This is a genomic window from Crinalium epipsammum PCC 9333 (genome assembly GCF_000317495.1).
GTDB classification, from domain to species: domain Bacteria; phylum Cyanobacteriota; class Cyanobacteriia; order Cyanobacteriales; family PCC-9333; genus Crinalium; species Crinalium epipsammum.
This window is the reverse complement of the sequence record NC_019753.1, coordinates 2,106,614-2,131,994: the sequence shown is the minus strand read 5'-3', so window position 1 is coordinate 2,131,994 and position 25,381 is coordinate 2,106,614. Positions and strand designations below refer to the sequence as shown.

Genomic DNA, 25,381 nt, shown 5'->3' with positions numbered 1-25,381 from the left:
GATTTCCACCCAGGTAGTTGTATGTTTCTTTGTGCCTTGCACCGTAAACCTTATTCCCTATTTTGGGCTTGCTCATGACTCGCAGTTACTTTGCTGATCGTCCACAAAGCTTTCCTGGGAATAGCAGATCTAGTTTAAAAAAAAGAACACTGCTATTTCGCTATTTAGCAGAAATCAATCTTATTCTAGGAGCTTGGTATTTATACTGGCGGATTAATAATTCAATTAATTTTGATGCTCTGTGGCTAGCAATTCCGTTGCTACTGGCAGAAATTTATAGCTACATTGGCGGTTTGATGTTCACAATTGGGCTTTGGCGACCACTTGTGCGAGAAATCAAATCCCTTGATCAGTTAACACCACCCATACCTCCCTCAAAGTGGCCAACAGTGGATATATTTATTACCTGCTATAGTGAGCCACCGGAAATGGTGGAAGAAACAGCCAGAGCAGGTTTAGCAATGGATTATCCAGCCAGTAAACTACGGGTTTATATTTTGGATGATGGCAACTCAGCAGAGATGCGAGCAATGGCGCAAAGACTAGCTATAGAGGATTTGCAGTCACCATTATTGCAGGAAGAAGCACATCGAATAGAAGCAGAGCGAAATTACTTAGTTAGTCGCCTCGAACAACTAGAAGAATTAACACCTGAAATCGAACTATCAGAACAAGTATTACAAGACTTCTCATCTAAAGGTGCAGAAGTTTTTGATCCACAAGCTATAGGAATATTAGAGCGACTGCGCCAATTTATTCTCTGGCTACAACCGCATCATGCAACAATTAATGATTGTATTAACACAGATCGACAACAACTAGAACAAGCTATTCATGAAAAAGACTTGCAGTTAAGCGATCTTGCCCGTTGTCGTTATTTCGCTCGTCCTAAACCTGCTGGCGTAACCCATCATGCCAAAGCGGGTAATATCAACTACGCAATGTTTTCTGGTGAAACTTCAGGAGAGTTTGTGGTTACTCTGGATGCAGATCATATACCCAGACCACAATTTCTCAAGCGTGTACTACCTTACTTTTATAATTACAACGTCTTCAATGGGCAATATGAGAGCAACAAAATTGCCTTTGTACAGACACCCCAAGATTTTTATAATTTACCTCTAGGCGATCCTTTTGGGCATTCTGCAAATTTATTTTATGGTCCCATCCAACAAGGTAAAGATGGCATGAATTCAGCCTTCTATACAGGAACAAATGCCATTCTTAGAAGGGAGGCAGTTGTGAGTGTAGGGTTGCAATATTTTGCTGATGAATATTCTAAGGACGAAAAAAGGTTAGATGAGTTTGAATTAGTTGGCGGCGTATCTAGTAATAGTATTACTGAAGATATGAACACCGCCATGCGCTTACACGGTGCAGGTTGGAAATCTGTTTACCATAACGAAATCTTGGCACAAGGTTTAGCTCCAGATGACTTAAGTTCAACAATTAAACAGCGACTACGTTGGGCGCAAGGAACTATTCAAGTATTACAACGAGAAAACCCTTTAACTAAGCCAGGGCTAAGTTTTTGGCAACGGTTACAGTATTTCCAGACAATGTATAGTTACTTTTCTGGTTTTTTCGTGTTCATACTTATTGCTTGCCCAATCCTGTTCTTTTTCACAGGCGTTATTCCGGTAAAAGCTTATGGCTATGATTTTGCTCTACACTTTTTCCCAGCTTTTATCGTTAACAGATTAACTTTCTTGGCAGCTACTTGGGGAATTCCGGCTAGGGAAGTTTGGCGTTCAGAACAATATGCTGTGGCTTTCTTTCCGTTGTTTATTCAAGCAGTTGTAAGTGTGTTTACTGGTAAGCCAATTAAGTTTCAGGTAACGCCTAAACAGCGACAAGCTGGTGTTTATTTTGAATTAGTGAAGCCACAATTAATTATTTTCGCTTTAACGATTTTAGGAATTTTGTGGAGTCTGTATCGTTTTATTACAGGCAGTTTAGATCAGCCTTTGGTTCACTTGTTTAATACAGGTTGGTCTATTTATAATTTGGCATTACTCTGGGCAGTGATCAAAGCTGCTCGTTGGCAACCCAAAGAATTTTCTTGAATAATCAACAGTGACTAACTTGAATTTTAAATTTAACTATGCCCATCTACTTATTTTGGCTAATCAGCATCAATCCCCGCTAAACTATCAAAATTGCATTGTTTACCACTAACTAGGAGTTGAATTGCATGAGTTCGGAAGTTAAAGTTGTTGAACCCACTGGGATTTTAGACGGAATTAGAGGTAATAAACTACGTCAAGAAATTAGTGATCATGTGGAGAAGGGAGCCAAGATAGTGTTGATTGACCTGAAAAATGTCACTTTTATGGATAGTTCTGGCTTAAGTGCTTTGGTGTCAGCACTTAAAACAGTGCGAACGGGTGGTGGTAAGTTATATCTATCTTCAATCAATGACCAAGTTAAAATGGTGTTTGATCTAACTCGTATGGATCGAGTTTTTGAAACTTTTGCCAGCGTTGATGATTTTAATCAAGCTATGTCTAAAGAATCTTAGTTAGCTATTAGTAATTAGCTGTTAGCAAGCTATTGATAACTTGCGGGTAATACTGTTTAAATTGTAGGGGTTGGTTTTGAAGATAATTTATCGCTTTCGAGCAGGAGATAATTGCTACCGCCCCTACTTTCTAAATAAAATTTACTTTCAATATAGACAAATCATCATCAAAAGCCCCATCAGAAGTAGCAATTTTTATGTGGTCTAATAAGTGGTTGAGATGTAAATGATTTTTTTGGAAATATTGCAGTAATTCACTCAAGGCATCCAGCCCCCAAAGTTTACCATTTGGTAAATTAATTTCGTAAGCACCATCGCTAAAGATGTATAAAGTGCTGTTGCTAGTTATCTGACAAGATTGCTCCTCAAAATCTTCATCAGGTAAGATGCCAATTGGTAAAGCTGGAATCCCTAGCTGTTTTACCTCAATCTCGCTGTCAGATGTTCCAGGTAATAATAAAATTGCTGGCGGATGTCCACCAGTGGCATAAACAAGTTCACGAGTGACATGATTGTAAACTCCATACCAGATAGTGAAATACTTATCAGTAGTCATTTCAAAAACTTGGTTAAGAGATTTAAGCACATCACTAGGTTTGGCAAAGTTAGTATTGGGTAAAGATTGCGATCGCATTACATTCAATACCGAAACTGACAGCAAAGCTGAACCCACCCCATGTCCAGAGACATCCAGCAGATAAATAGCTAAATGTTCATCATCAAGTTTGTAAAAGTCGAAACAATCGCCTCCTAACTCAGCCGAAGGCTTAAATAATGCTTCTGTTGCGATCGGTTGCTTTAATGGTTGCGGTAAAAGCGATCGCACATATTCAGCAGCCTCATCCAATTCTGTGCGTAACTTCTGGTTAAGTTCTTGCAACTCTCTTTTTTGAGTTAGCAAATCTTCATTTAGCAGGTATAACCTTAGCCCTGCTCTCACCCGCGCCTTCAATTCATTCATATCCAAAGGCTTAGAAAGGAATTCATCGGCTCCAGCATCAAGCCCCATAACACGATCTTCCACCTCCCCCTTTGCCGTCAATAGCACAAAAAAGGTGGAAGATAGTTCCTGATCAGCTTTAACTGTACGACACACCTCTAGCCCATCTACAGGAGCCATCATCCAGTCGCAGATAATCAAAGCTGGACGCTGTTCTTTAGCAAATTTGATTCCTTGTTCACCATTACTTGCTACGATTGCTTCATAGCCTTGATTAACAATAGTTCTTTTTAGAATCATCCTTAAGGTAGGATCATCATCAATAATTAAAATTTTAAACATGAAAAATTATTTATTTAATTTTAGATTGAGCTAATTTAGATAAAATTACGCTACATTTCAGCTTATCACTACCTTATTAAAAGATTGGTTGATTTACCAATGCTTCAAAAAATTTCTCTGCGAGTTAACTCCGACCTGAATGATTCAGAAAAAGTTTTATCCTGGTTTGAACAGTTAAACCAGCCACCTCTACCTAAGCCCGAAGCTTGGTGGCAGTGTTTAACATTGCTTCAGGAAGGCTTTGCTAACATTGCTCAACACGCGCACAAACAGTTCCCGCCTGAAACTCCGGTTGATATAGAAGCAACACGCTTTAACGACGCAATCGAAATTCGCATCTGGTCTTATGGGCCACCATTTGACTTAAATCAAAGCTTAAAAGAAATACCCGAACTTGAAGATAATTCTGGTGAACGTGGGCGCGGATTGAAAATGATGTCAATTATGGCTGACTATTTAAGCTATGAAAAAACATCAGATGAGCGGCGATGTTTAATAATTAGGAAAAATTATTAATTATCTTATAGCAGTCAGCAGTCAGCTTTTTTAAAAGCATTTGTTAGCGAATGATATTGATACAATGCTCAAAATAGTAGGTTGGGTTAAGCGTAGCGCCAACCCAACAATAAATTTGATGGATGTTGGGTTTCACTCTGTATGCGCTCCGCGTAGGCTACGCTCACAAGCCAACCTACAGATATTTTAATTGGAATCTGTTTTATTAACAAAAAGCAGCTAAAAAAGCATCAAAAGGTTTGATATTTTTGCTTATTTACTATTCAAAAACTCTTCAATTTTGTGAAGAAATGTTTCTAAATCTGATAATATATCACTAAATCCTGCTTGTTGTTGGTGTACCCTTTCTTCGAGTTTTTGTGCTGCTAACTGCATAGGTATAGCTCCCACATTGGCACTAGCACCTTTAAGGTGATGAGCTTCCCGCCCAAGTTTCTGCCAATCATTTTGCTCAACAGCTTCTTTGACTTCATCTATATGCGTTTGGGCATCTTCGACAAACATTTGCAATAGTTCTATCTCAAAGTCAGTGTCACCATCAGAAATTTCATGCAAGTGTTCCCAATCAAGATCGAGGGAATTAGCGTTGGTTGTAGAATATGTTTGATCGGACAAAATTGCCTCCTATGTGTTAAGTATGTGCTGACTCCATTTTTCTAGCATCCCTGCCAATTTGTCTTTTGAAGCTGGTTTACTCATATAATCATTCATCCCAGCATCTAGACACTTTTGTAAATCTTCTTTAAGTGCATTAGCTGTCATTGCTACTACTACAGGACGGCGACCGCTTGCAAACCAGTTTTCTGGTCGCTGTAAAATTTCCATCGTAGCTGTATAACCATCCATGATAGGCATTTGGCAGTCCATCAATACAAGATCGTAGGGAACTTTTTCTAATAAATGCAAAACTTCTTCACCGTTAGCTGCTACATCCGCCTCATAACCCAAGTTTTTCAACTGTTTGATAGCTACTTTCTGATTGATTAAATTATCTTCAGCCAACAACAGTTTAATTTTGCGTAACTCAGGTGCAGATGTAGTGGCTGCTGTGTCTAGATGCTTAGGTTGTTGAAAGCTTGCTACTTGTTCGCTATCAATAACGTTTGTTTTAGATCCTCCTGGTTGAGTTCCTAAGACATTCATAATAGTATCTAAAAGTTTGGATGGCTTAACAGGTTTAACCAGATAAGCAGCGAATCCAACACTTAGGGCTTTTTTCACCTCATATCGTTGATTGGTAGAAGTGAGCATAATTAAAGGTAAATCAGCCCAATTTGAATGAGCTTTGATTTTTTCTCCTAAAGTTAAGCCATCTATCTTAGGCATTTGCATATCAACTAAGACAACATCATAAGGTTGATGTTGGTCGTAAGCTGTTTGTATAGCCGCGATCGCACTATCAGCACTATCCGCTTCATCTATAATCATTTGCCAACGGCTGGCTTGATGTTGAACAACTTTGCGATTGGTAGCATTGTCGTCCACAACTAACACTCGCTTACCGATTAAACTGACATCTTTGATTTCTGGAGGGTAAGGCTGCGATTGCTTGTGGAACAAAATTGTAAACCAAAAACTAGAACCTTGCCCCAACTCACTTTCTACCCCAATTTCTCCCCCCATTAAGTTAACTAGCTGCTTGCAAATAGCTAGTCCCAAACCTGTACCGCCATATTTACGGCTGGTAGAAGCATCTACTTGAGTAAATGGGGAAAAAAGTTTGCTTTGCTGTTCAGGAGTAATACCAATCCCACTATCCGCGATCGCAAACCGGATAGTAGCAGTATCAAGGCTTTCTGTTTCTCTAAATACTTTAATTACTACTTCTCCTTGAGCGGTAAACTTGATCGCATTCCCGATTAAGTTAGTCAAAATTTGTCTGAGCCGACCTGCATCACCTCGGAGACGGGTAGGGACGTTGCTATTAATTAACGCGGCAATTTCTAACCCCTTACTATGAGCTTGGGGAGCCAGTAACTCGATTACGTCCTCAACTGTAGTAGCTAAATCAAAGTCGAGGATTTCGATATCCATTTCTCCAGCTTCGAGTTTAGAGAAATCTAAAATCTCGTTGATTAAAGTTAAGAGTGCGTCACCACTGATGCGAACTGTTTCCACAAAATCTCGCTGCTCTGGATTCAGGGGAGTTTCTAATAGTAATCCCGTCATTCCTAAAACTGCATTCATAGGAGTGCGGATTTCATGGCTCATATTTGCCAAGAAAGCACTTTTAGTCTGGGAAGCTATTTCAGCTTCACGACGAGCAACTTCAAGTTCTTGGCGCTGATGAATTTCTACTTTGAGTAGTTCAGCTTGAGAAATTGCAATTCCTACTTGATCCGCTATTTGTCGCAACAAATCAATTTCCCAATCAGTCCATACTCTAGCTTGGTTACATTGATGAGCAATCAAAAAACCCCACAAATCTTCCTGTAGCAGCAGGGGAACCACTAAATTTGCCTTAACCCCCAAATTTTGCAGAAATTCTTGATGGCAAGGTTGGAGGTCAGCCTGATCAATATCCGCTATTGCTCGAATGCGTCCTTGGCGATATCTTTGGCGATATTCTTCTCCAAAGCAAGCATCAGGAATGTTTTTCTGTTCCAGTGGTTTACAACCAGGAAAAACTGCTTCTGTGACAATAGTACCCAATCCCTCTGTTAATAGCTGATAGATTATTACTCGGTCAGACTGAAGAATTTTTTGGACTTCGGTAACAGTGGTTTTCAGAACTGCTTCTAATTCCAAAGATTGGCGAATCTTGAGAGTGATGTCAGTAAATAATTGCGATCGCAATTGCTGGCGGTGTAATTCCTCTTCTGCTCGTTTACGTTCAGTAATATCGCTGCCAATGTCCAGAAAACCTGTAATATTGCCTTGAGCATCCTGCACAGTAGTCACTGACAATAATACGGGGAAGCGACTACCATCTTTGCGAACATAAGTACATTCCCGCTCTTGTGAACCTCCAAAGCGTGTTGGATTAATCTGAAGATCAAGTCCACTGTCAATCGGAACTCCCGTTTCAAGAGATAATTCCAACATCCATTCCTGTAACTCATCCGGGTCATGGATAATTTCAGCAGTTGTTTTCCCAACTAATTCTTCGGCAGCATATCCTAACAATCGTTCAGCAGCTTTATTAAAAGTAAGGATTGTGCCATCTATATCAGTAGAAATAATTGTATAGTTGGCACTATCTAAAATCGCCCATTGAAGTATGGTTGTTTCTTGAAGTGACTCTTCTGCACCAATGCGTTTGATAAATTGCCCGATTTGACTGCCAATTCCCTCAATCATATTCAGCAATTCTTGATCTATTTGCTGAATTTCTCGCATAAAGAAAATCATCACACCTAAAATTTCTTGGTCGGCGATAATTGGAAAACCAAAAGCTGTGTGCAACCCCGCTTTCCTTGCTATTAACTGGCGCTGAAAGTTGCGGTCATTAATAACATCATCGATCCAATTGGGAGTGCGATCGCTCCAAATTTTACCAGGGAAACCATTGCCTGGTGCAAAAGTAATTTGTTTAGCTACTGCCTCAAATTCTTCAAAAAGTGACTCATTGCCAGGGTAACTATTCCCGCAAATTGAGTTAGCAGGGGAAGATTTTTCTGATGACGATTTAATATTACCTTCGCGATGACAAATATCCACACAATAAAGTAAATCCGTTTCAGAATCTAAATTCCAAAATTCGCCCACGTCCAAACTTAAGCTATCGCACATAGCTTGTAGGATTTTGGGAATACCAGTTGTTAAATTATTTGATTCAGCTAATACCCGCGTAATGGCGTACTGTGCTGCTAAACGCCGTTCTGCCCGTTTGCTATCTGTGCGATCAATCCCCGTGCAAACAATGAATTGAACTGAGCCTTGCTCGTCGAGCAAGGGTGTGTTTGTCCAAGATATTTGCCTACGGCTACCGTCTTTAGTAGCCCAACAACTTTCATTCTGATTAGAAGATTTGGTTGCTAGTAATTCTTCTACTACAGCTTTGACTGTCTCTATTTGTGTGGGAATTACAAAAATATTCCAGAAACACCTATTCCTGACCTCATCAAAGGTATAACCTGTTGTTTCTTCACAAGCGCGGTTGAAGCGAACAATTTGCCCATTTGTATCCAGAACCATTACTAAGGCGCTGGCTGTATCATTTATGGCTGTGATAAAGTTGCGCTCTTGTTTCAAGGATGATTCCGCAGCTTTACGTTCAGCTATTTCACGATTAATCAGGTAATATACTGAAGCAAGAATACCGCAACTCAAAACAACGCCACTTATAGATACAAAAATGGTTTGTTGAGCTAAAATATTGGCTTTGTGCGATCGCACTTGCAACAACTTTCTTTCCTCTTGTTGCATCTCGGCGACCAAAAAACGAACTTGATCCATCACTTGTCTACCTTGACCAGTTTTGATAAACCGCAATGCTGCATCAAATCCCTGAGTTTTCCGCAGTTGCACAGGAGTACCAAGCAAGTCTACTCTTCTACCAATTAATGGCTCTAGGCGATCAAGTTGCTGTTGCTGCTGAAGGTTATCATTGGTTAAACTCCTGAGTTGTCTAATATCTTGTTGAATCAGGGGAATAGCTGTGGTGTAAGGTTCTAAATAACCCTCGTCTCCTGTCAGCACATAACCACGTTGACCAGTTTCGACATCCTTAAGTCGAGAAATCACACTTTCAAGACCTTCCAAAACTTCATGGGTGTGTGCTACCAACCTAGAAGCATGAATTAGTTGGTTAATACTACTGTAAGAAAACCCACCAACTAATAATAAAATTCCTGATGTCAACCCAAAGCCTGTAGCAATTCGCCTAAAAAAGTGGTGGCGCACGCTTTTAGAACGTTTGCTTTCATTTGTAGCAAGTACTAAATTGGCTAAATTGCGCCTTAGCTCCATTTGCTTGACAACTTGGCGACCTAAAAGGCATAATGCCTCTACCTGTTCTGGACTAAGTTCACGCGGAACCCGATCAAGTACACATAAAGTTCCTACAGCGTGTCCTTCTGGGGTTTTTAAAGGTGCGCCAGCATAAAAACGAATATTAGGTTCCTCTGTTACTAATGGATTATCGTGAAACCGATAATCTGTAGTTGGATCATCAACCACCATAACTTCATCGGGTTTGAGGATCGCATGAGCGCAAAAAGCATGATCGCGCGGGGTTTCTAGCGCCTCTAAACCAATTTTTGACTTAAACCACTGACGGTTAACATCTACTAAACTAATTAAAGCGATCGGAGTTCCACAAATATAAGAGGCTAAACGAGTAATATCGTCAAATGCTTCTTCCGATCGGGTGTCGAGGATCTTATACTGGCGCAGTGCTTCGAGTCTCTCTGCTTCATTATCAGGCAAGGGCGCTTTCATATATATATCCTCATCCACAAATCCAATAATAATTAGGTGGTGTGGTCAAAACTTTTTAATAACAAAGATGGGGCACATGGGGGAGATGAGGAAGTATTATTTATATACTAGACTTCTTTAGCTTCTATATCTGTTCCGGATTTTTTGTAACAGGTTGATCGTGTTTGATCTGCTGTACCTATACAATTACTATAGCAAGAAATAAATTAACAATTATTAGCATTTTTTTAGGTGTACTAATTAACAGCTACTTTTTAGCAGTTGTTTGTTTGACAGTTTATATTACGTTTCATAGTTATTTAGTAGTAGCAAGACCTACGCAGAAAAACCCAGTGATTGAGATGGTCACAATACATATAGGGATATAGTAATAGAATTAAATTCGTTTTAGCTTATTACAAAACCAACCATTAAAACCCACTCAAAATAAATTTCAATAGAAAGAATTTTCAGCTATTAGCCTGGAATCTTTCTATTGAAAAATAATTAATTGCAGATTCTCAAAAAAACTTAGTAGCGTTCTCTGGAGCCAGAGAAGTTTCCACCTCTACGGAAATTCCCACCACCACCACCTTCGGTACGTGGCTTGGCTTTATTAACTTTCAGATCCCGTCCCATCCATTCTGCTCCATCAAGGGCATCAATAGCGGCTGTTTCTTCGTCATCTGTTGACATTTCGACAAAACCAAAACCACGCATCCGACCTGTTTCACGATCAGTAGGTAGTTGTACCCGCTTTACTGTTCCATATTCAGCAAAAACTTCGGTAAGATCTTCTTCAGTAACTTGGTAAGACAAGTTTCCTACATAAATAGACATTGACAATCTCCCGTCATCTGATTTTGTTGAGAATTGATTCGGAGAGATGCCTGTAAACACAAGAACATAAACTCTGAAGCCGAATTAAACTCAGTAAATTATATATTAGCACATATCAGAATTAGTGTCGCAGAAAATATCTTAAAAAAAATTTACTGTCAGATTAAATCTTTTATGCTATTAACTTTCTAATTACTAGAAAAAGCTTAATACAAAGTTGCATTCTTGAATAAAAATTCGGCAATATAATCGCATGGAGGATACCATAATGAACACAACTTACGCACCACAGGAATTGACTCCCCAATGATCTATGTGGTCGGAAGGTATTTAGAGAATTTTTTTCTAACTAGATGGGGTGAACTAATACTCAGGACTGGTGCATTTTTCTTATATGAGTGTAATTATCTAAAGGTAGATATAATCGCATAATATTTGTATTGTTGATCACACCAAAAAATATTAAATTATGATAGGGAGTGCAGCAATAGCTTCGGCTATTAAAAATTTTCAGTGCCTTAATACCTATGAAATTTAAGGCAGGCACAAAAGGCATTTCTATGCTAAATATCAAACGCTCTCAAGTTCAAGGTTATGGTGTTGCTGTCTTGACAGTAGCGATCGCTATATTCCTCAAGCTAATGCTAAAACCTTGGGTGGCTCTAGAAGACAGCCCTTTCCTGGTGTTTTTTGTCCCAATTATGGTTAGTGCTTGGTATGGTGGCATTGGGTCAGCATTATTGGCGACGGCGTTGGGCGGTGTTGTTGGCTATTTATGGACACCACCAAGCAGTGCATGGTCGAGTAACTCTGTTGGGGACAGCTTACGGTTGGTAATCTTCCTACTAGAGGCGTTGTGTATCAGTTACTTTATTACAGCACTACAATTAGCCCAACGACGCTCTGAGTTAAATAAAGTACAGGCACAACAGAATTTAGAATCTTTACGCCATAGTGAGGAAGGCTTTAGATTACTAATTGACTGTATAAAAGACTATGCCATCTATCGACTTGATCCACAAGGATATATTGTCAGTTGGAATGAAGGAGCAGAAAGAATTAATGGTTATCAGATAGGAGAGGTTATTGGGCAACATTTCTCCCGCTTTTATACTGAAGAAGAGTTAAACAGTGGTAAGAGAGAACAAGTTCTTAAATTAGCCGCAGAAACGGGTAGATTTGAAGATGAAGGTTGGCGTGTACGCAAAGACGGTTCAAGGTTTTGGGCGAATGTTGTAATTACAGCTTTACGCGATCAAGCAGGAAATCTTAAAGGCTTTGCTAAGGTAACGCGAGACGTTACTGAAAGTAAACGTTTAGAAGCAGAGCGTAATCAATTACTGGTGCGTGAGCAAGCTAGTCGCGCATTGGCAGAAACAGCTAACGAGATGGTGCAACGTCTTCAGGCAATTACAGATGTTGCGATCGCACCATTATCTCTCGAAGATCTCCTGCGTGAGTTACTTAACCGCATCAGCGAGATTTTACGAGCGGATACAGCAGCAATTTTAATGATGGATTACCAACACAACTGCCTAGTTGTCAAGGCTGCTAAAGGATTAGAAGAAGCAGGTGGAGAAGTTTGCATACCCATAGGTGAAGGTTTTGCTGGACGGATAGCCTTAGAACATCAGCCGTTGATTATTCAGCAAGATGCTTATACTCAGGTATATAATGCCGTCTTAAGTCAGCAGCAAGTTCAGTCATTGCTTGGTGTGCCACTGTTGCTAGATAACAGACTAATTGGAGTTATCCGAGTAGGTACTCTCCTACCCCGCCAATTCAACCAAGATGATGTGCAACTACTACAACTTGTTGCCGAACGTGCTGCATTAGCAATTGACCGCGCACGTTTAAATGAAGCAGAACGTGCTGCTTTAACACAGGCGCAGGAAGCTAACCGTTTAAAAGATGAATTTTTAGCAATTGTTTCTCACGAACTCCGCACACCTATGCAATCAATCCTCGGTTGGTCGCAAATGCTCCGCAAAGGCGAACTCAAGCCAGAGACAGTTACCAAGGCACTAGAAACACTTGAGCGCAATGCTAAACAACAGGCTAGAGTAATTGATGATATTTTAGATGTTTCACGAATTATTAGGAAAAAAATTAGCATCCGTCTCATACCACTTAATATTGCTCCTATTATTAAGTCGGCAATTATTAGTATAAGTCCTGCCGCCGCCGCTAAAAATATTCAGATCACATCTACAATTAATAGCTCAATTAGTCAAATATTAGGTGATCCTGACCGCTTGCCCCAAATAATTAACAATCTGCTTTCTAATGCTATCAAGTTTACTCCTCAATGCGGAAGTGTAGAAATTAAACTTGAGCAGATGGAATTTAATGTTATTCTGACTGTAATTGATACTGGGCAGGGTATTGAACCTGAAGTTTTACCATATATTTTTGATGATTTTAGACAAGGTGATAGTTCACGTACCAGAACACACGGCGGGCTAGGTTTAGGGTTAACAATTGTACGCTATTTAGTAGATTTACATGGTGGAACAGTGCAAGCTGATAGTGAGGGTGAAGGCAAGGGCGCAAAATTTATTGTAAAATTCCCAATTCACCAACCAAAATTAAGCAATGAAGGAAAAGGAATTAGTGGTGAAATAAATTCATCAGACATCACATCACAAGCTACTAAGAAAAAAGCACGCCCTAAATATATATAGGTAGCTGGGTGGAAATAAACTTAACATTGAGAGAAAAGTTATCAAACCCTATAACCCTCTCTCCTCCATCTCTCAAATATAAAATTTAGAAACACAACAGCTTACTATTAAAATTGCTGAGTTATTGACATCCACCTCGCCGTGAACGGTCGGGGATTCCAATCTACCCAAACAAACTTAATTGTATAGGTTCTAGGTGGGTTGACGCATCACTGGAAACTGCTGACTTTACGCCAGTCTGACACTTCCTCCGTCGTCCATTTTTCGTCTCGATATGTCCTACCGCGACGTTTAATATATTCACAGAAGCATTAACATCTCGATCATGTTTAGTATCGCAAAAAAGGCAAGTCCACTCTCTAACTGAAAGCTCTTTTTTTCCACCTTTTTGACCACAACACGAGCATTTTTGAGATGTTGCCTCCCATCGGTTAATTATCCGCAAATCACGCCCATGTTTTTCACCTTTAGCCTCAATCATAGTCCTAAAACTACGCCATCCTAAATCTGAAATAGCACGGGATAATTTACGGTTTCTAACCATGCCCGAAACATTTAAATCTTCTAGAGCAATCGTTTGATTCTCACGAATTACCTTAGTTGATAGTTTGTGCAGAAAGTCCTTTCGGGTATCAGATATTTTTGCGTGTAATCGCGCTATTTTCTTACGCGCTACCTCACGTCTTTTACTCCCTTTAATTGTCTGAGAAAACCTACGCTGTAATCGGTTTAACTTTTTGAGTTTTTTCTTTAAGGGTTTAGGGGCTTTAATCTTCTCACCATTACTAAAAGTAGCGAAATCAATGATTCCTAAATCAATCCCAATACTCTTACCGTTATCTGGTAAAATTTCTGGAATGATTTCAACTACAAAACTCAAAAAGTATCTATCAGCAGCATCTTTTATGACAGTAAGAGATGACGATTCAGATGGTAAGGGACGACTCCAGACTATATCTAAATCACCTATTTTAGGCAAATAGACTGTATCATGGTTGATTTTAAAGCCATTATTTGTAAACTTAGCAGATTGTTTTGATTTACGTTTTTTAAATTTAGGAGGTCTGATCTTTTTGCCTTTTCTCTCTCCCTTACAAGAATTAAAAAAGTTTTGGTAAGCTTGGTCTAAATCCCTTAAGCTTTGTTGCAAAGGAATTGATGAAACTTCCCCTAACCAGATTTTCTCTTCCGTCTTTTTAAGCTCAGTTAACCGACGAGAAAGTTCTGTGTTATTTGGTTTTTTCTCACCCTTCTTATACTTCTCTTGACAATATGCCAAAGCATCATTAAAAACTACCCGCACACAACCGAACAGTTGAGCTAAATGCTTCTTCTGTTGGTTGGTTGGATAGATTCTGTATTGATACCTTGATTTCATGCGCTATACTGAATGGGTCTGTAATGTTATTTTAACTAGGTCATCCTAATATGTCAAGTAATTTGCGCCATGAACGGCACAGTATTTCAGACTTAAAAATACACTTGGTCTGTGTAGCGAAATATCGTCGCCAGATTTTTACTATTGAAAGCTTGAATTTAATTGAAAAATCTTTTAGAGAAGTTGCTTTAAAAATGAATTTCAAAGTGTTGGAATTCAATGGAGAATCCGACCATATCCACGTTTTGCTTGAATATCCGCCTAAACTATCCATTTCTCAAATAGTTAATGCTGTTAAAGGAGTTTCAAGCCGTAGATATGGTCAAGCAGGGTTTGAAAAGCCTTATGGGAAAGATGCTTTGTGGTCGCCTAGTTATTTTGTTTCTTCAGTTGGTGGAGCGCCCTTAGAAATCTTAAAATCTTATATTCAAAACCAGGAAAAGCCGTCCTCCACTACGTTAAAGGACGGGGTTTTAAACCCAATTCTTTGATAAATAATGCTAACGACAAAGCCACAATAGAAGTTTATTCACATCAAAGAGATTTTGAAAGATAGGCTATTAATATTTTTTTATTTAATAGCATAGAAATACAAGGAGGTTATAAAATAAAACACATTCACCACAATCATTAACCCTTTGCCAATGTAGGAATGAACCAAGGGAAAGGCGTATATGGTCGAAGCTAAGACCAGTAAACGCTCAACTAAGCTAACAATTCTGCTATGTTTAGTTACATCCCAGTAAGATATCGGACTAATAAAACGATAATTGCTGAAGGGGAAAAAGTGCCGATGTGCATCATCATTGTGTACTGGTAAATCACCCAAAGAATGCAGCACTAAACTAATAAATATTACTTTCATCGGTTCCCATCCTAAATAGTGAGCGATAATTATCCCGATCACGGCTAGGGGAATTGAATGGAAAGTAGCAATAATATTTTGCCAAAAAGGTTGATAGTAAGCTTTTGACCAGATTTCCTCTGCGGGTATCCGTTCAATAAATCTTGACCAAAGGTAGAAGATAAAGATAGGTATATCAGCTAAGATAGCGCCAAAGACAATCGCAAGATTTGATTGAGGTCGGTAAAATTGACCGAGAATTGCAAGATTAATAATGGCGTGGCTGGGAGTATTCACAATTTTAAATTTAGTTGGTTTGATTGGTTTTGTCTCTGGTATCCTCCAGGGTGGCTGATTTTATTTAACCGCCACTGGCAAAAATATCATCAAGATCCTGATGGTTGGAATTGGTTGGAATATGGTTTATTTTTAATTCCTTTGGGATTTTATCTAGCTTTATTACTTCGGTGGTTGCGCCTGGGTTGTCGTTCACCTCGTTCTGAAGTTGGTGAATTTGCTCCCAATTATCAACAAGCTTTTCGAGATGAAGTACTAACTCCAATAGTTAAATATTATTTTCGTGCAGATCTTGCAGGACTTGACAATTTACCACAAACTGGACCATTAATTGTGGCAATGAATCATGCTGGGATGTGTTTTCCCTGGGATTTTTTAGGATTAGGTTATTTATTAAGCCAAACACGCGGATGGGTGGTGCAACCGTTAGCTCATGTAACGTTGTTTAATCATCCTTGGTTGATTTGGTGGCTACCGCCTGGGTGGTCTAAGGTTTTGGGTGGTATACCAGCACAAGCCGATAGTTTTGAAGAAGCGATCGCACAACAGACTATTTTACTTTATGCCCCCGAAGGTTTGCGCGGTCCTGCTAAAGGTTGGCGCAAACGTTACAAATTAGAAACATTTCATCCGAGTTTTATCCGGTTGAGCGATCGCTACCATATTCCCATTTTGCCTGTTGTTTGTATTGGTAACGAAACTTTGCACTCTTGGGCATTTAACTTTAAATCAGGTGCAAGGCGTTTAAAACTGCCCTTCTTACCTATCTCCCTATTAATGATTGCTTTCGTTTTCTTCCCTTCAATGGGAGTTTGGGCAATGAAAACTCGCCTACAGTACGAAGTTCAACCTGTTTATCAACCTTGGCTACAAACAAATTCAGCCATTTCAGAGCAAGCAGTCCAAACCTCCGCCGATACAGAAGGCTCGGCAATTTATCAACAGGCGCAAAGTTTACGAGCTAAGTTACAAATCAAAATTAATCAATTAATCAGCTTTATGGACAATTTATCTACAAATTAAAACTGATGAAGTAGTTTTAAAAGCAATCTTGCTCTAAATTAGATTTTTACCTTAGTTGTTCAGTAATTATACTGAAGTAATTTGCTAACATATCTCGTAATATATAGGTATAAAACTCAAAAAAAGCCTGAAATACTCTAACAACCCATAGGTAAGTCTTATGCTTCGTGTCCAAAACCAACTCGTATTTATCATAAATTAATAAATATTACTTGGCAAAAGCAAAGTATCAATATTTATTTTTTGAACATTAGCTTATTCACTAATCAAGCGCGAAAAATCAAGTTTTGATTAACAAAATTAAAGCTTAATTTAGATTATTTACCTTAATTTTTTAAAGAGTTTAACAATGGTACAATCTATCGAATCTATTAACAAATCTTCTATAGCTTCAAATCCTAAAGAGCTAGATAAATTAGAAGCTGAATTTAACACTAATCTTATTAAAAACCATCAAGATGATGAAAGAAAAACTCCTTCAATTTTAGACGATGCGAATTTAATTAAAAAATTTGTTAAAGGAGAAACTAAACTATTAGCTAATCAAAATCTTAGAATTGATTTTGGTTCTGAACGTATAGAATTATCTACCCGTCAAGGCGTAATTATTGGGCTTTATACGCTTAATACTAAACCAGCTTCAGTTTTAATTCGATCTGGCTCCCAATATAATGAACTATTTCATGAAGTTTTATCGGAAAATCATTTTATTTTAAAAGGAAAATCCCATCATAAAGGATTTGTTGAGTACCAACAATATATTCCTCCCCAAGGCTACAAAGTTAATTCGACAACAGCAGTATTGCTTTGGAGAAATTGGTGGATGGGTGAACGCAATTCTCATAAGCATGAGATTCGGATGGAGATTCTGATTTATTTTAAAAATAGATGGTATCCAATTTCCGAAATAACCAGCGACCAAGGAACTTTTTATATTAAAACTTTACTGGGCGAACTAACTTTGAATAGCGGTGATCAAGCAATATGGATTAGTAAGGCAGATAAAAATACTCATCCACCCAAGAAACAAAACTTAGTTCAACCAAACTCAGATTCAGATAGAGATATAAATAGTTTAGATAAAGTTAATACTCAGCAAGCGGATTGTACTAACTTTCAGGCATCTCCTACTAAAATTTTACCTTCAATGCAGGAAGCTCATAATTTAAAAGAGCAGTCCAATTCAGACTCTAAACTAACGAATTTTAATTCTCCGCAGGCGACTCAGCCTGTCAATTCAACTGCTTCTCCTAGCTCTAAAAATTCCACCTCACCAAGCATTGATTCTAGTAGTGAGTCAAAGGTAGAGAAATATAATTTTAAGACCAAAGAAAACCTTCCCATTGAAAGTATTTGTGATCGACCAAGGGAACAAAATTCCCAAACCTTAAGTCCTGCTCAATTAGAAGATAGTTTACAATCTTTAAAAACAAAAGCAATTCAGGTATTAGAGGATTACATAGTTAATGGAGCAACAGAAACTATAACTGAAAATATTCTAGATGCTGATGGGCAACTGGTTCAGACTAAAAGCACTACCATCACCAAAAAATGCCCAGGCTGGGTAATAGAAACCATTTTACAGAAGAATGATTTGCTAGAAAACTACTTTTCTAACTAAAAAGTTCACCACAAAATAATGGATCGGGATCTCCATATTTTGCCCTATAAGTAGGTTAACAAAATTAGGGCTTACGCACGGACAACCTGGTTTTATTAAGTTATTTCAGCCCCAGAACCAAAGCGATAACCTTTGCCGTAAACTGTGTGAATTAAAGTTGTTTCACCATTAGCTTCTATCTTCCGTCGCAGTAATCTAATAAATGCAGCTAAAACGTTACTACTAGGCGGTTCTCCGTCTCCCCATAAGTGCTGATAAATTTGGGTATGGGTTAATAGTTGATTTGTGTTACGGATGAAATATTCCAAAAGGCGGCTTTCTTTTTCTGATAGCTCAATAGTGCGTCCTTGACGATAAGCTAGTTGATTATCCAAATCGAGTTCTAGATCTGCTACTTGCATTCTTGCAGTTGTAGTAGTATCAGGTGTAGTTGCTCGACGTAGCAGGGCGCGTACTCGTGCTAGTAACTCCCTAAGTTCAAAAGGTTTAACTAGATAGTCATCTGCACCAGCATCTAATCCTTGTACGCGATCGTCTATAGTGTCCTTAGCAGTGAGAAAGAGAACGGGTGTTGTTTTACCCTGCGATCGCAACTGTTGGCAAATCTGCAATCCTGTAGTTTGGGGCAACATCCAATCTAAAATCAACAAATCATAATCACCCTGAGTTGCCAACTCGCTACCAACTGTGCCATCGTCAGCAACATCAACAGTGTACCCCTCGCGATTTAATACACGACTTAGAGGGATGGTTAACTCTACCTCATCATCAACCAAAAGAATTCGCACTTTCTTGCTCTGCCGTAAATTAAAATTGAAAATTATGAATATTTTGTTGCTGAGTTTCTAAACCAAGCAACTACCATATTGGGAAGTAATTTTACTTTTTGCTGAAGATTATATTCTTCAGGTACAACTAACTTAGTATAAAATTTGTGAGCGCTGTTGATGCGATTCCTTTGGACAGCTATGCGCTACACGCAGGCTACGCTAACGCGCTTACTGATATTTATTAATCAAACTCACAATTTATCCATGATTACCGTTGCATTGCCGAAAGGCGCACTCTTATCTGATAGCATCCGCCTTCTACAAGCTGTTGGATTAGACTTCAGTGCTTTTCTGGACAAAACTAATCGTCAGCTTCAAATTTATGACCCTACTAACACTGCCAAAGCTTTGTTAGTCAGAGCGCAAGACGTTCCGGTGTATGTAGAATATGGTCAGGCACAATTGGGAATTGTTGGGTATGACGTTTTGAAGGAGAAAACATCCCAAGTTGCTCATTTAGTTGACTTAAAGTTTGGTGGTTGTCGTTTGTCGGTAGCCGTAAAAGAGTTAAGTCCCTATCGTTCTGTATTAGAATTACCACCACACGGTCGAGTTGCCTCAAAGTTTGTTCATTGCGCCCGTGAATACTTCAACAGCTTAGATTTGCCTGTAGAAATTGTGCCTCTCTCTGGTTCGGTAGAATTAGGACCAATTACAGGGATGTCTGAGGCAATAGTTGATTTAGTTTCCACGGGTCGCACCCTTAAAGAAAACGGCTTGATTGAAATTGAAGTATTATTTCAAAGCACAGCCAGGTTAATTGCCCATCCTCTAAGTTATCGCCTCAACACAGGAAACCTCAATCAGTTAGTTGAGCAAATTCGGGACTCTACGCTGGCTGTAGTTTGATCATCCTATTTGATAAAATGTCAAGCATTGCTAAGGTTGTTGCATGAGTAGGTCGCCAAAGACAAAGGTTGTATCAAATCAGAGAAATTCCTCTGATGGAAAATTATTAACGAGCGATCGCGAAACTGATTGGCGGTTATTTCTGCGCTTAGTACCATACGCCCGTCGCAGTGGGCGGGAACTAAGTATTTCCTTAGTATTGCTAGTGCCTTTGGCAGTATCAGGCGCAATACAGCCGTTGATTATTGGAGAAGCGATTTCCCTGATTCGCCAAGAGCCTACAAAGTTTGCTTTTATTCAAGGCAAATCTTTAGAAGAAGGAATCAATATTCTCGCCATTATATTACTGCTAACGATGGTCATCCGATTGGTGTTTACAGCAATCCAAGGATATACCGTCCAAAAAGTCGGGCAAAAAATTACTGCGGATATTCGCGCAGATTTATTTGAGCACGTCACCCAATTAGCAGTGCGATTTTTTGATCGTACACCAGTCGGAAAATTAATTACCCGCCTTACCAGTGATGTAGAAGCATTGGGTGATGTGTTTACCACAGGCGCTATCGGAATTGTCAGTGATTTGTTTTCAATAGTAGTAATTGCTGTTGCCATGTTTGCTTTGCAATGGCAAATAGCATTAATGCTAGTACTAATGCTAGTACCAGTAACCGCTTTAATTATTTACTTTCAACAGCAGTATCGTAAGGCAAATTATAAAGCGAGAGACGAACTATCTAGCCTCAATTCAATGCTGCAAGAAAATATTGTTGGCGTAAATATTGTGCAGCTATTTCGGCGCGAAAAATACAACGCGGAAATGTTTCGCAGCGTCAACAAACAGTACATCAAAGAACTAGATAAAACTATCTTCCATGACTCGGCGGTATCTGCCACCTTAGAATGGATTTCATTAGTTGCGATCGCAGCAGTACTATGGTTAGGTGGATCAATGATATTAGGCAACACCCTCAGTTTTGGTGTTCTATCTGCATTTATCCTTTACGCTCAACGTTTATTCGATCCCTTAAGACAATTTGCTGAAAAATTCACCGCCATTCAATCAGGATTTACCGCAGTTGAGCGCATCAATGATATTTTAAATGAACCAATAGAAATCCGCGATCCAGAACAAGCTTTAGAAAAGCGTTTTAGCATCTCATCTCAATCAGAAAAAAATCGCTCTGGAGAAATTCGCTTTGAGAATGTTTGGTTTGCTTACAAAAATGACGAATATGTAATCAAAGACTTAGATTTTGTTATTTATCCTGGTGAAAAAATTGCTTTAGTAGGTCCTACAGGTGCAGGTAAAAGTTCGATTATCCGTTTACTTTGTCGTCTTTATGAACCAACAAAAGGGCGCATTTTAATAGATGGAATTGATATCCGCGACCTACCACAAACAGAATTGAGAAGACATCTAGGCGTTATTCTGCAAGAAGGATTTCTCTTTGCTGGTGATGTTAAAACTAACATCACACTCGGAGAAACTTACTCACTAGAAGAAGTTCAAACCGCCGCACAGATAACAAATGTTGACAAGTTTATAGAACAACTACCACAAGGATATGATACCCAGTTACGGGAGCGAGGCACAAATTTATCTGGTGGTCAAAAGCAACTATTAGCATTTGCCCGTTCAGCAATTCGTAATCCGCATATTTTAGTACTAGACGAAGCAACCGCTAGTTTAGACGTTGGTACAGAAGCTTTAATTCAAGATGCCCTTGATAGATTATTGGTAGACCGTACTGCAATTATTATTGCTCACAGACTTTCAACAATTCGTAATGTTGATCGCATTTTTGTACTAAAGCAGGGCAGTTTAATAGAATCAGGTAGTCACAACGAATTGTTAGAACAAGGCGGAGTTTATGCCAGTTTGTACAACTTACAAATGTTAGGAACTTGACAATTAACAATGAAGACAAGAAATTAACATCATCTAAGTTAACGGCGTTTAAATTGTACATTTTTTATTGATATAAAAGTTATCAAACCCTCCTCCCCTCCTCCCCTCCCTCCTCTCCCCCTAAAACAGAAAATTTATAAACACAACAGCTTATGACTTCCACCTCACCAGTAGCTCAAGATTTAAATACTTCGTTAGCATCAATAGATGCTGCTATTTGGTCTAACTTGCTGCAACAGTTACTTGATAAAGAATCATTATCTTGTGAACAAGCATCAAAACTGATGCAAGGATGGCTAAATGAAGAAATCCCTTTAGTGCTATCAGGAGCAATCTTAGCTGCATTGCAAGCTAAAAGCGTTTCTGCTGATGAATTAGCTGGGATGGCTCAAGTTTTGCAATCCCAATCCTCATCACTATCCACCCCCCACTCCCCACTTCCCACTCCCTTAATTGACACCTGCGGCACAGGTGGAGATGGAGCCTCAACTTTTAATATTTCTACTGCTGTTGCCTTTGTAGCTGCTGCTGCGGGTGTTCCCGTAGCGAAACATGGCAACCGTTCTGCCTCTAGCAAAGTTGGTTCTGCTGACGTTTTAGAAGCACTAGGAGTCAATTTGAATGCTGCTAGTGAGAAGGTACAGGCAGCAGTTCAAGAAGTAGGGATTACCTTTTTATTTGCTCCTGGTTGGCATCCCGCGTTAAAAGCTGTGGCATCTTTGCGAAAAACTTTGAAGGTGCGAACAGTTTTTAATTTATTAGGACCTTTGGTGAATCCGCTACGTCCTACTGGTCAAATAATTGGTGTGTCCGATTCTACATTAGTATCAACAATTGCTCATGCTTTAAAGCAGTTAGGTACATCACAAGCAATTGTTGTGCATGGACGCGAAAAACTAGATGAAGCTGGTTTAGGAGACTTAACAGATTTAGCAGTACTGTCTCAAGGTGAGGTGCAGCTAACTACAATAAATCCCCAAGATTTAGGTTTAACACCAGCAACTTTAGGCGCATTGCGTGGTGGAGATGTTGCAGAAAATGCTGAAATTTTGAGAAACGTCTTACAAGGAAATGGCACACCATCTCAACAAGATGTCGTAGCTTTGAATGCTGCTTTAGCACTTCAGGTAGGGGGTGCTGTACCTTTAGAAGATCATACTCAGGGCATCGCTATAGCTAAAGATATTCTAAATACAGGTGCAGCTTGGTCAAAGTTAGAGCAATTAGTTAAGTTTCTTAGGAATTAATCAAGGCTGAGATTGCATGAAATATAATATAAGCAAGTTACCTTGAGAGTTTTATTAAGAATTTACTGACTTTTGCTTATATAAATTATGTTAATAAATCATCTAAATATTGCTGTCAAGATGTAAATTTATACTTACAGCAGATTTGAAATTAATAAAGTCCAAAATTACCCCACCCGCGTTGCCCTTGCCCCCTCACTTGAATAAGTGGAAGGTTGAAGCGTACTACACTTAAAGACAAAGTGATATAAGTATGTAACAAACACTATGTAGGTGGGTAAAAATTAACTTATAGCAGTAGCCAAGGAGGTTTCGACATTTTTAATTCCGAAACCCTTAGTAGCAAAGGCTTTTAAAAAAACTGACAGAGTAATAGCTGACTGATCACCGTTATAAATATCACGCTAATTATATGTGATAGAGCATTTAAAGCAGTTCTCTAAATTAACCAATAATTAATAGTTAATCTCGCCTAAAATTATTATGTCTGTTATTAAGCAGGAAAATACCGATAAAAGTCAGCAAAAACACTACCCAGTTTTTGTAATTGAGGATACTCAAGGTAGACGGGTTATTAGCCTTGATAAAAATATTTATTCTCTTGGTCGTAGTCCTACCAACTCTATTATCCTGAATTCTAAATTAGTATCGCGACATCATGCTACTTTATTAAGGGTAACTAACTCTGAAAGTAAATCTTATTCATTTCAAATAATAGATGGAGACTTACAAGGCAATCATAGTACTAATGGATTAATAATTAATAGCAAACCATGTTTATCCAAGCTGTTACAAGATCAAGATTTAATTTATTTCGGGAGTGATGTTAGGGCTAAATATTTTGTTTCTAGCCACAATTTATTAGATGAGGAAACTCTTGGCAATCTTCAGTTTGATAATCCTTTAATTGATCCATTAGAAACATTCGTTACCAATGATATTCCGCTTGAAACCTTCAGTGAAGAAGCACTGGTAAGACTAGCTTCTTTCCCTGAACTGCTACCAATCCCAATTATTGAAATAGATATAGATGGAAAAATTACCTATCTTAATCCTGTCGCTAATGCCGAGTTAACTAATATTTACGCAGTCAACTTAGAACATCCAGTCTTGGCAGGATTGCTTGTAGAAGTTAAAAATAATAATCAGCAATTTTTTAGGCGAGAAATTCAGATTGAAAATACCATTTTTGAGCAATCTGTACACTATATTGCCGAAAGCAGATTAATCAGAAGTTACTTAATTGATATTACTGAACGTAAACAAGCAGAGGCGCATATTCATCAATTGAATGCAGAACTAGAAAAAAGGGTGCAAGAACGTACACAAGAATTATTGAATAGTAATACTCAACTTGAAGCGGAAATTACGAAGCGTAAACAAATAGAGTTAGAACTTCGTAATACACTAGCCAAAGAAAAAGAATTGAGCGAACTAAAATCTAGGTTTATTACAATGGCATCTCATGAATTCCGCACGCCACTAACTACAATTTTAGGCTCTGCTGAATCTTTAGAACATTATAGTAAAAAGTGGTCTGATGAAAAAAAGAATATTTATTTAAAACGCATTCAAGAAACTGTCAAATACATGACAACGATGTTGGATGATGTATTGCTAATGGGTAAAATTGAAGCTGGCAAACTAGAATTTAATCCCAAGCCATTGCTTTTAGAGAAAATTTTTGGTGAACTGGTGGAAGAAATGCGTCTTAGTAATTCCAAACATCACCTGCTTAAATTTATAAATCACAGCAAATGCGGTTATGCTTTGCTAGATGAAAAACTTTTACGTCAAATCATTGGCAATTTAATTTCAAATGCGATTAAGTATTCTCCATCAGAGAGTACAGTAAATTTGACACTTGCGGATGAAGATGAGTTAATAGTATTTCAAGTTCAAGATCAGGGTATTGGTATTCCTACAGAAGATCAAGAACGACTGTTTGAACCTTTCCACAGAGCTAATAATATTAGCAATATCCCAGGGACTGGTTTAGGATTGTCTATTGTTAAAAAATCTGTAGAAGCTTATGGTGGTCAAATTATAGTAGAAAGTGAAATTAATGTAGGCACAAAAATTACTGTGAAGTTGCCCTTAAAAGAAGCAACAGAACCAGAAAAAATTATACCAGAGTGGCAACCTCGCAAATGATTGAGATATGTTAATGTTGCAGCTT

General features: G+C 38.6%; 16 protein-coding genes and 1 pseudogene. 11 read left to right on the top strand and 6 right to left on the bottom strand.

The window, feature by feature from the left end:
* Positions 1-74 precede the first annotated feature (74 nt).
* Together CRI9333_RS09115 and CRI9333_RS09110 are read left to right on the top strand one after the other, a co-directional pair.
* Complete coding sequence (locus CRI9333_RS09115; protein WP_015202873.1) at positions 75-2,066, top strand: glycosyltransferase family 2 protein; 1,992 nt, start codon at positions 75-77, stop codon at positions 2,064-2,066.
* Between the two features lie 128 nt (positions 2,067-2,194).
* Positions 2,195-2,521, top strand: a complete 327-nt coding sequence (locus tag CRI9333_RS09110) for an STAS domain-containing protein (RefSeq protein ID WP_015202872.1) — start codon at positions 2,195-2,197, stop codon at positions 2,519-2,521.
* Between the two features lie 130 nt (positions 2,522-2,651).
* Here CRI9333_RS09110 and CRI9333_RS09105 read toward each other — a convergent pair whose 3' ends face one another.
* On the bottom strand, positions 2,652-3,803 hold the full coding sequence (locus tag CRI9333_RS09105) for a PP2C family protein-serine/threonine phosphatase (RefSeq protein ID WP_015202871.1): 1,152 nt from the start codon (positions 3,801-3,803) through the stop codon (positions 2,652-2,654).
* Between the two features lie 99 nt (positions 3,804-3,902).
* Between CRI9333_RS09105 and CRI9333_RS09100 the strand changes: the two genes are divergently transcribed.
* Entirely contained in the window at positions 3,903-4,319 is a 417-nt protein-coding gene (locus tag CRI9333_RS09100) for an ATP-binding protein (RefSeq protein ID WP_015202870.1), read from the top strand.
* 252 nt (positions 4,320-4,571) lie between these two features.
* On the opposite strand, the pseudogene CRI9333_RS09095 reads toward CRI9333_RS09100, so the two are convergent.
* Positions 4,572-9,701: pseudogene (locus tag CRI9333_RS09095) on the bottom strand (GAF domain-containing protein).
* A 510-nt stretch (positions 9,702-10,211) separates the two neighbouring features.
* Complete coding sequence (locus tag CRI9333_RS09090) at positions 10,212-10,520, bottom strand: RNA recognition motif domain-containing protein (protein WP_015202869.1); 309 nt, start codon at positions 10,518-10,520, stop codon at positions 10,212-10,214.
* A 527-nt stretch (positions 10,521-11,047) separates the two neighbouring features.
* Here CRI9333_RS09090 and CRI9333_RS24840 point away from each other — a divergent pair.
* Positions 11,048-13,204, top strand: a complete 2,157-nt coding sequence (locus CRI9333_RS24840) for a sensor histidine kinase (protein ID WP_015202868.1) — start codon at positions 11,048-11,050, stop codon at positions 13,202-13,204.
* 163 nt (positions 13,205-13,367) lie between these two features.
* Here the strand turns inward: CRI9333_RS24840 and CRI9333_RS09080 are convergent, their stop codons facing one another.
* Positions 13,368-14,582 (bottom strand): RNA-guided endonuclease InsQ/TnpB family protein, encoded by a 1,215-nt coding sequence (locus CRI9333_RS09080; RefSeq protein ID WP_015202867.1) that lies wholly within the window; start codon positions 14,580-14,582, stop codon positions 13,368-13,370.
* Between the two features lie 50 nt (positions 14,583-14,632).
* On the opposite strand from CRI9333_RS09080, the gene tnpA reads away from it, so the two are divergent.
* On the top strand, positions 14,633-15,073 hold the full coding sequence (gene tnpA / locus CRI9333_RS09075) for an IS200/IS605 family transposase (protein WP_015202866.1): 441 nt from the start codon (positions 14,633-14,635) through the stop codon (positions 15,071-15,073).
* An 80-nt stretch (positions 15,074-15,153) separates the two neighbouring features.
* Here tnpA and CRI9333_RS09070 read toward each other — a convergent pair whose 3' ends face one another.
* Positions 15,154-15,723, bottom strand: a complete 570-nt coding sequence (locus tag CRI9333_RS09070) for a hypothetical protein (RefSeq protein ID WP_015202865.1) — start codon at positions 15,721-15,723, stop codon at positions 15,154-15,156.
* Between CRI9333_RS09070 and CRI9333_RS09065 the strand changes: the two genes are divergently transcribed.
* Together CRI9333_RS09065 and CRI9333_RS09060 are read left to right on the top strand one after the other, a co-directional pair.
* On the top strand, positions 15,706-16,746 hold the full coding sequence (locus tag CRI9333_RS09065; protein WP_232229394.1) for a 1-acyl-sn-glycerol-3-phosphate acyltransferase: 1,041 nt from the start codon (positions 15,706-15,708) through the stop codon (positions 16,744-16,746). The two genes, CRI9333_RS09070 and CRI9333_RS09065, sit on opposite strands and share 18 nt — an antisense overlap.
* A gap of 349 nt (positions 16,747-17,095) precedes the next feature.
* Positions 17,096-18,367 carry a hypothetical protein gene (locus CRI9333_RS09060; protein ID WP_015202863.1) on the top strand — a complete coding sequence of 424 codons (1,272 nt, stop codon included), beginning with the start codon at positions 17,096-17,098 and terminating at the stop codon, positions 18,365-18,367.
* 95 nt (positions 18,368-18,462) lie between these two features.
* On the opposite strand, the gene rppA is transcribed toward CRI9333_RS09060, so the two are convergent.
* Entirely contained in the window at positions 18,463-19,155 is a 693-nt protein-coding gene (gene rppA / locus CRI9333_RS09055; protein WP_015202862.1) for a two-component system response regulator RppA, read from the bottom strand.
* Positions 19,156-19,401: 246 nt separating this feature from the next.
* Between rppA and hisG the strand changes: the two genes are divergently transcribed.
* From hisG to CRI9333_RS09035, 4 genes are all read left to right on the top strand, one after another.
* Complete coding sequence (gene hisG, locus CRI9333_RS09050) at positions 19,402-20,046, top strand: ATP phosphoribosyltransferase (protein ID WP_041226507.1); 645 nt, start codon at positions 19,402-19,404, stop codon at positions 20,044-20,046.
* 43 nt (positions 20,047-20,089) lie between these two features.
* Positions 20,090-21,955, top strand: a complete 1,866-nt coding sequence (locus CRI9333_RS09045) for an ABC transporter ATP-binding protein (RefSeq protein ID WP_015202860.1) — start codon at positions 20,090-20,092, stop codon at positions 21,953-21,955.
* A gap of 152 nt (positions 21,956-22,107) precedes the next feature.
* Positions 22,108-23,202 carry an anthranilate phosphoribosyltransferase gene (gene trpD, locus CRI9333_RS09040; RefSeq protein WP_015202859.1) on the top strand — a complete coding sequence of 365 codons (1,095 nt, stop codon included), beginning with the start codon at positions 22,108-22,110 and terminating at the stop codon, positions 23,200-23,202.
* 483 nt (positions 23,203-23,685) lie between these two features.
* The gene (locus CRI9333_RS09035) at positions 23,686-25,356 is read left to right on the top strand and encodes an ATP-binding protein (protein WP_015202858.1); all 1,671 of its coding nucleotides are present in this window, start codon (positions 23,686-23,688) and stop codon (positions 25,354-25,356) included.
* Positions 25,357-25,381 lie beyond the last annotated feature (25 nt).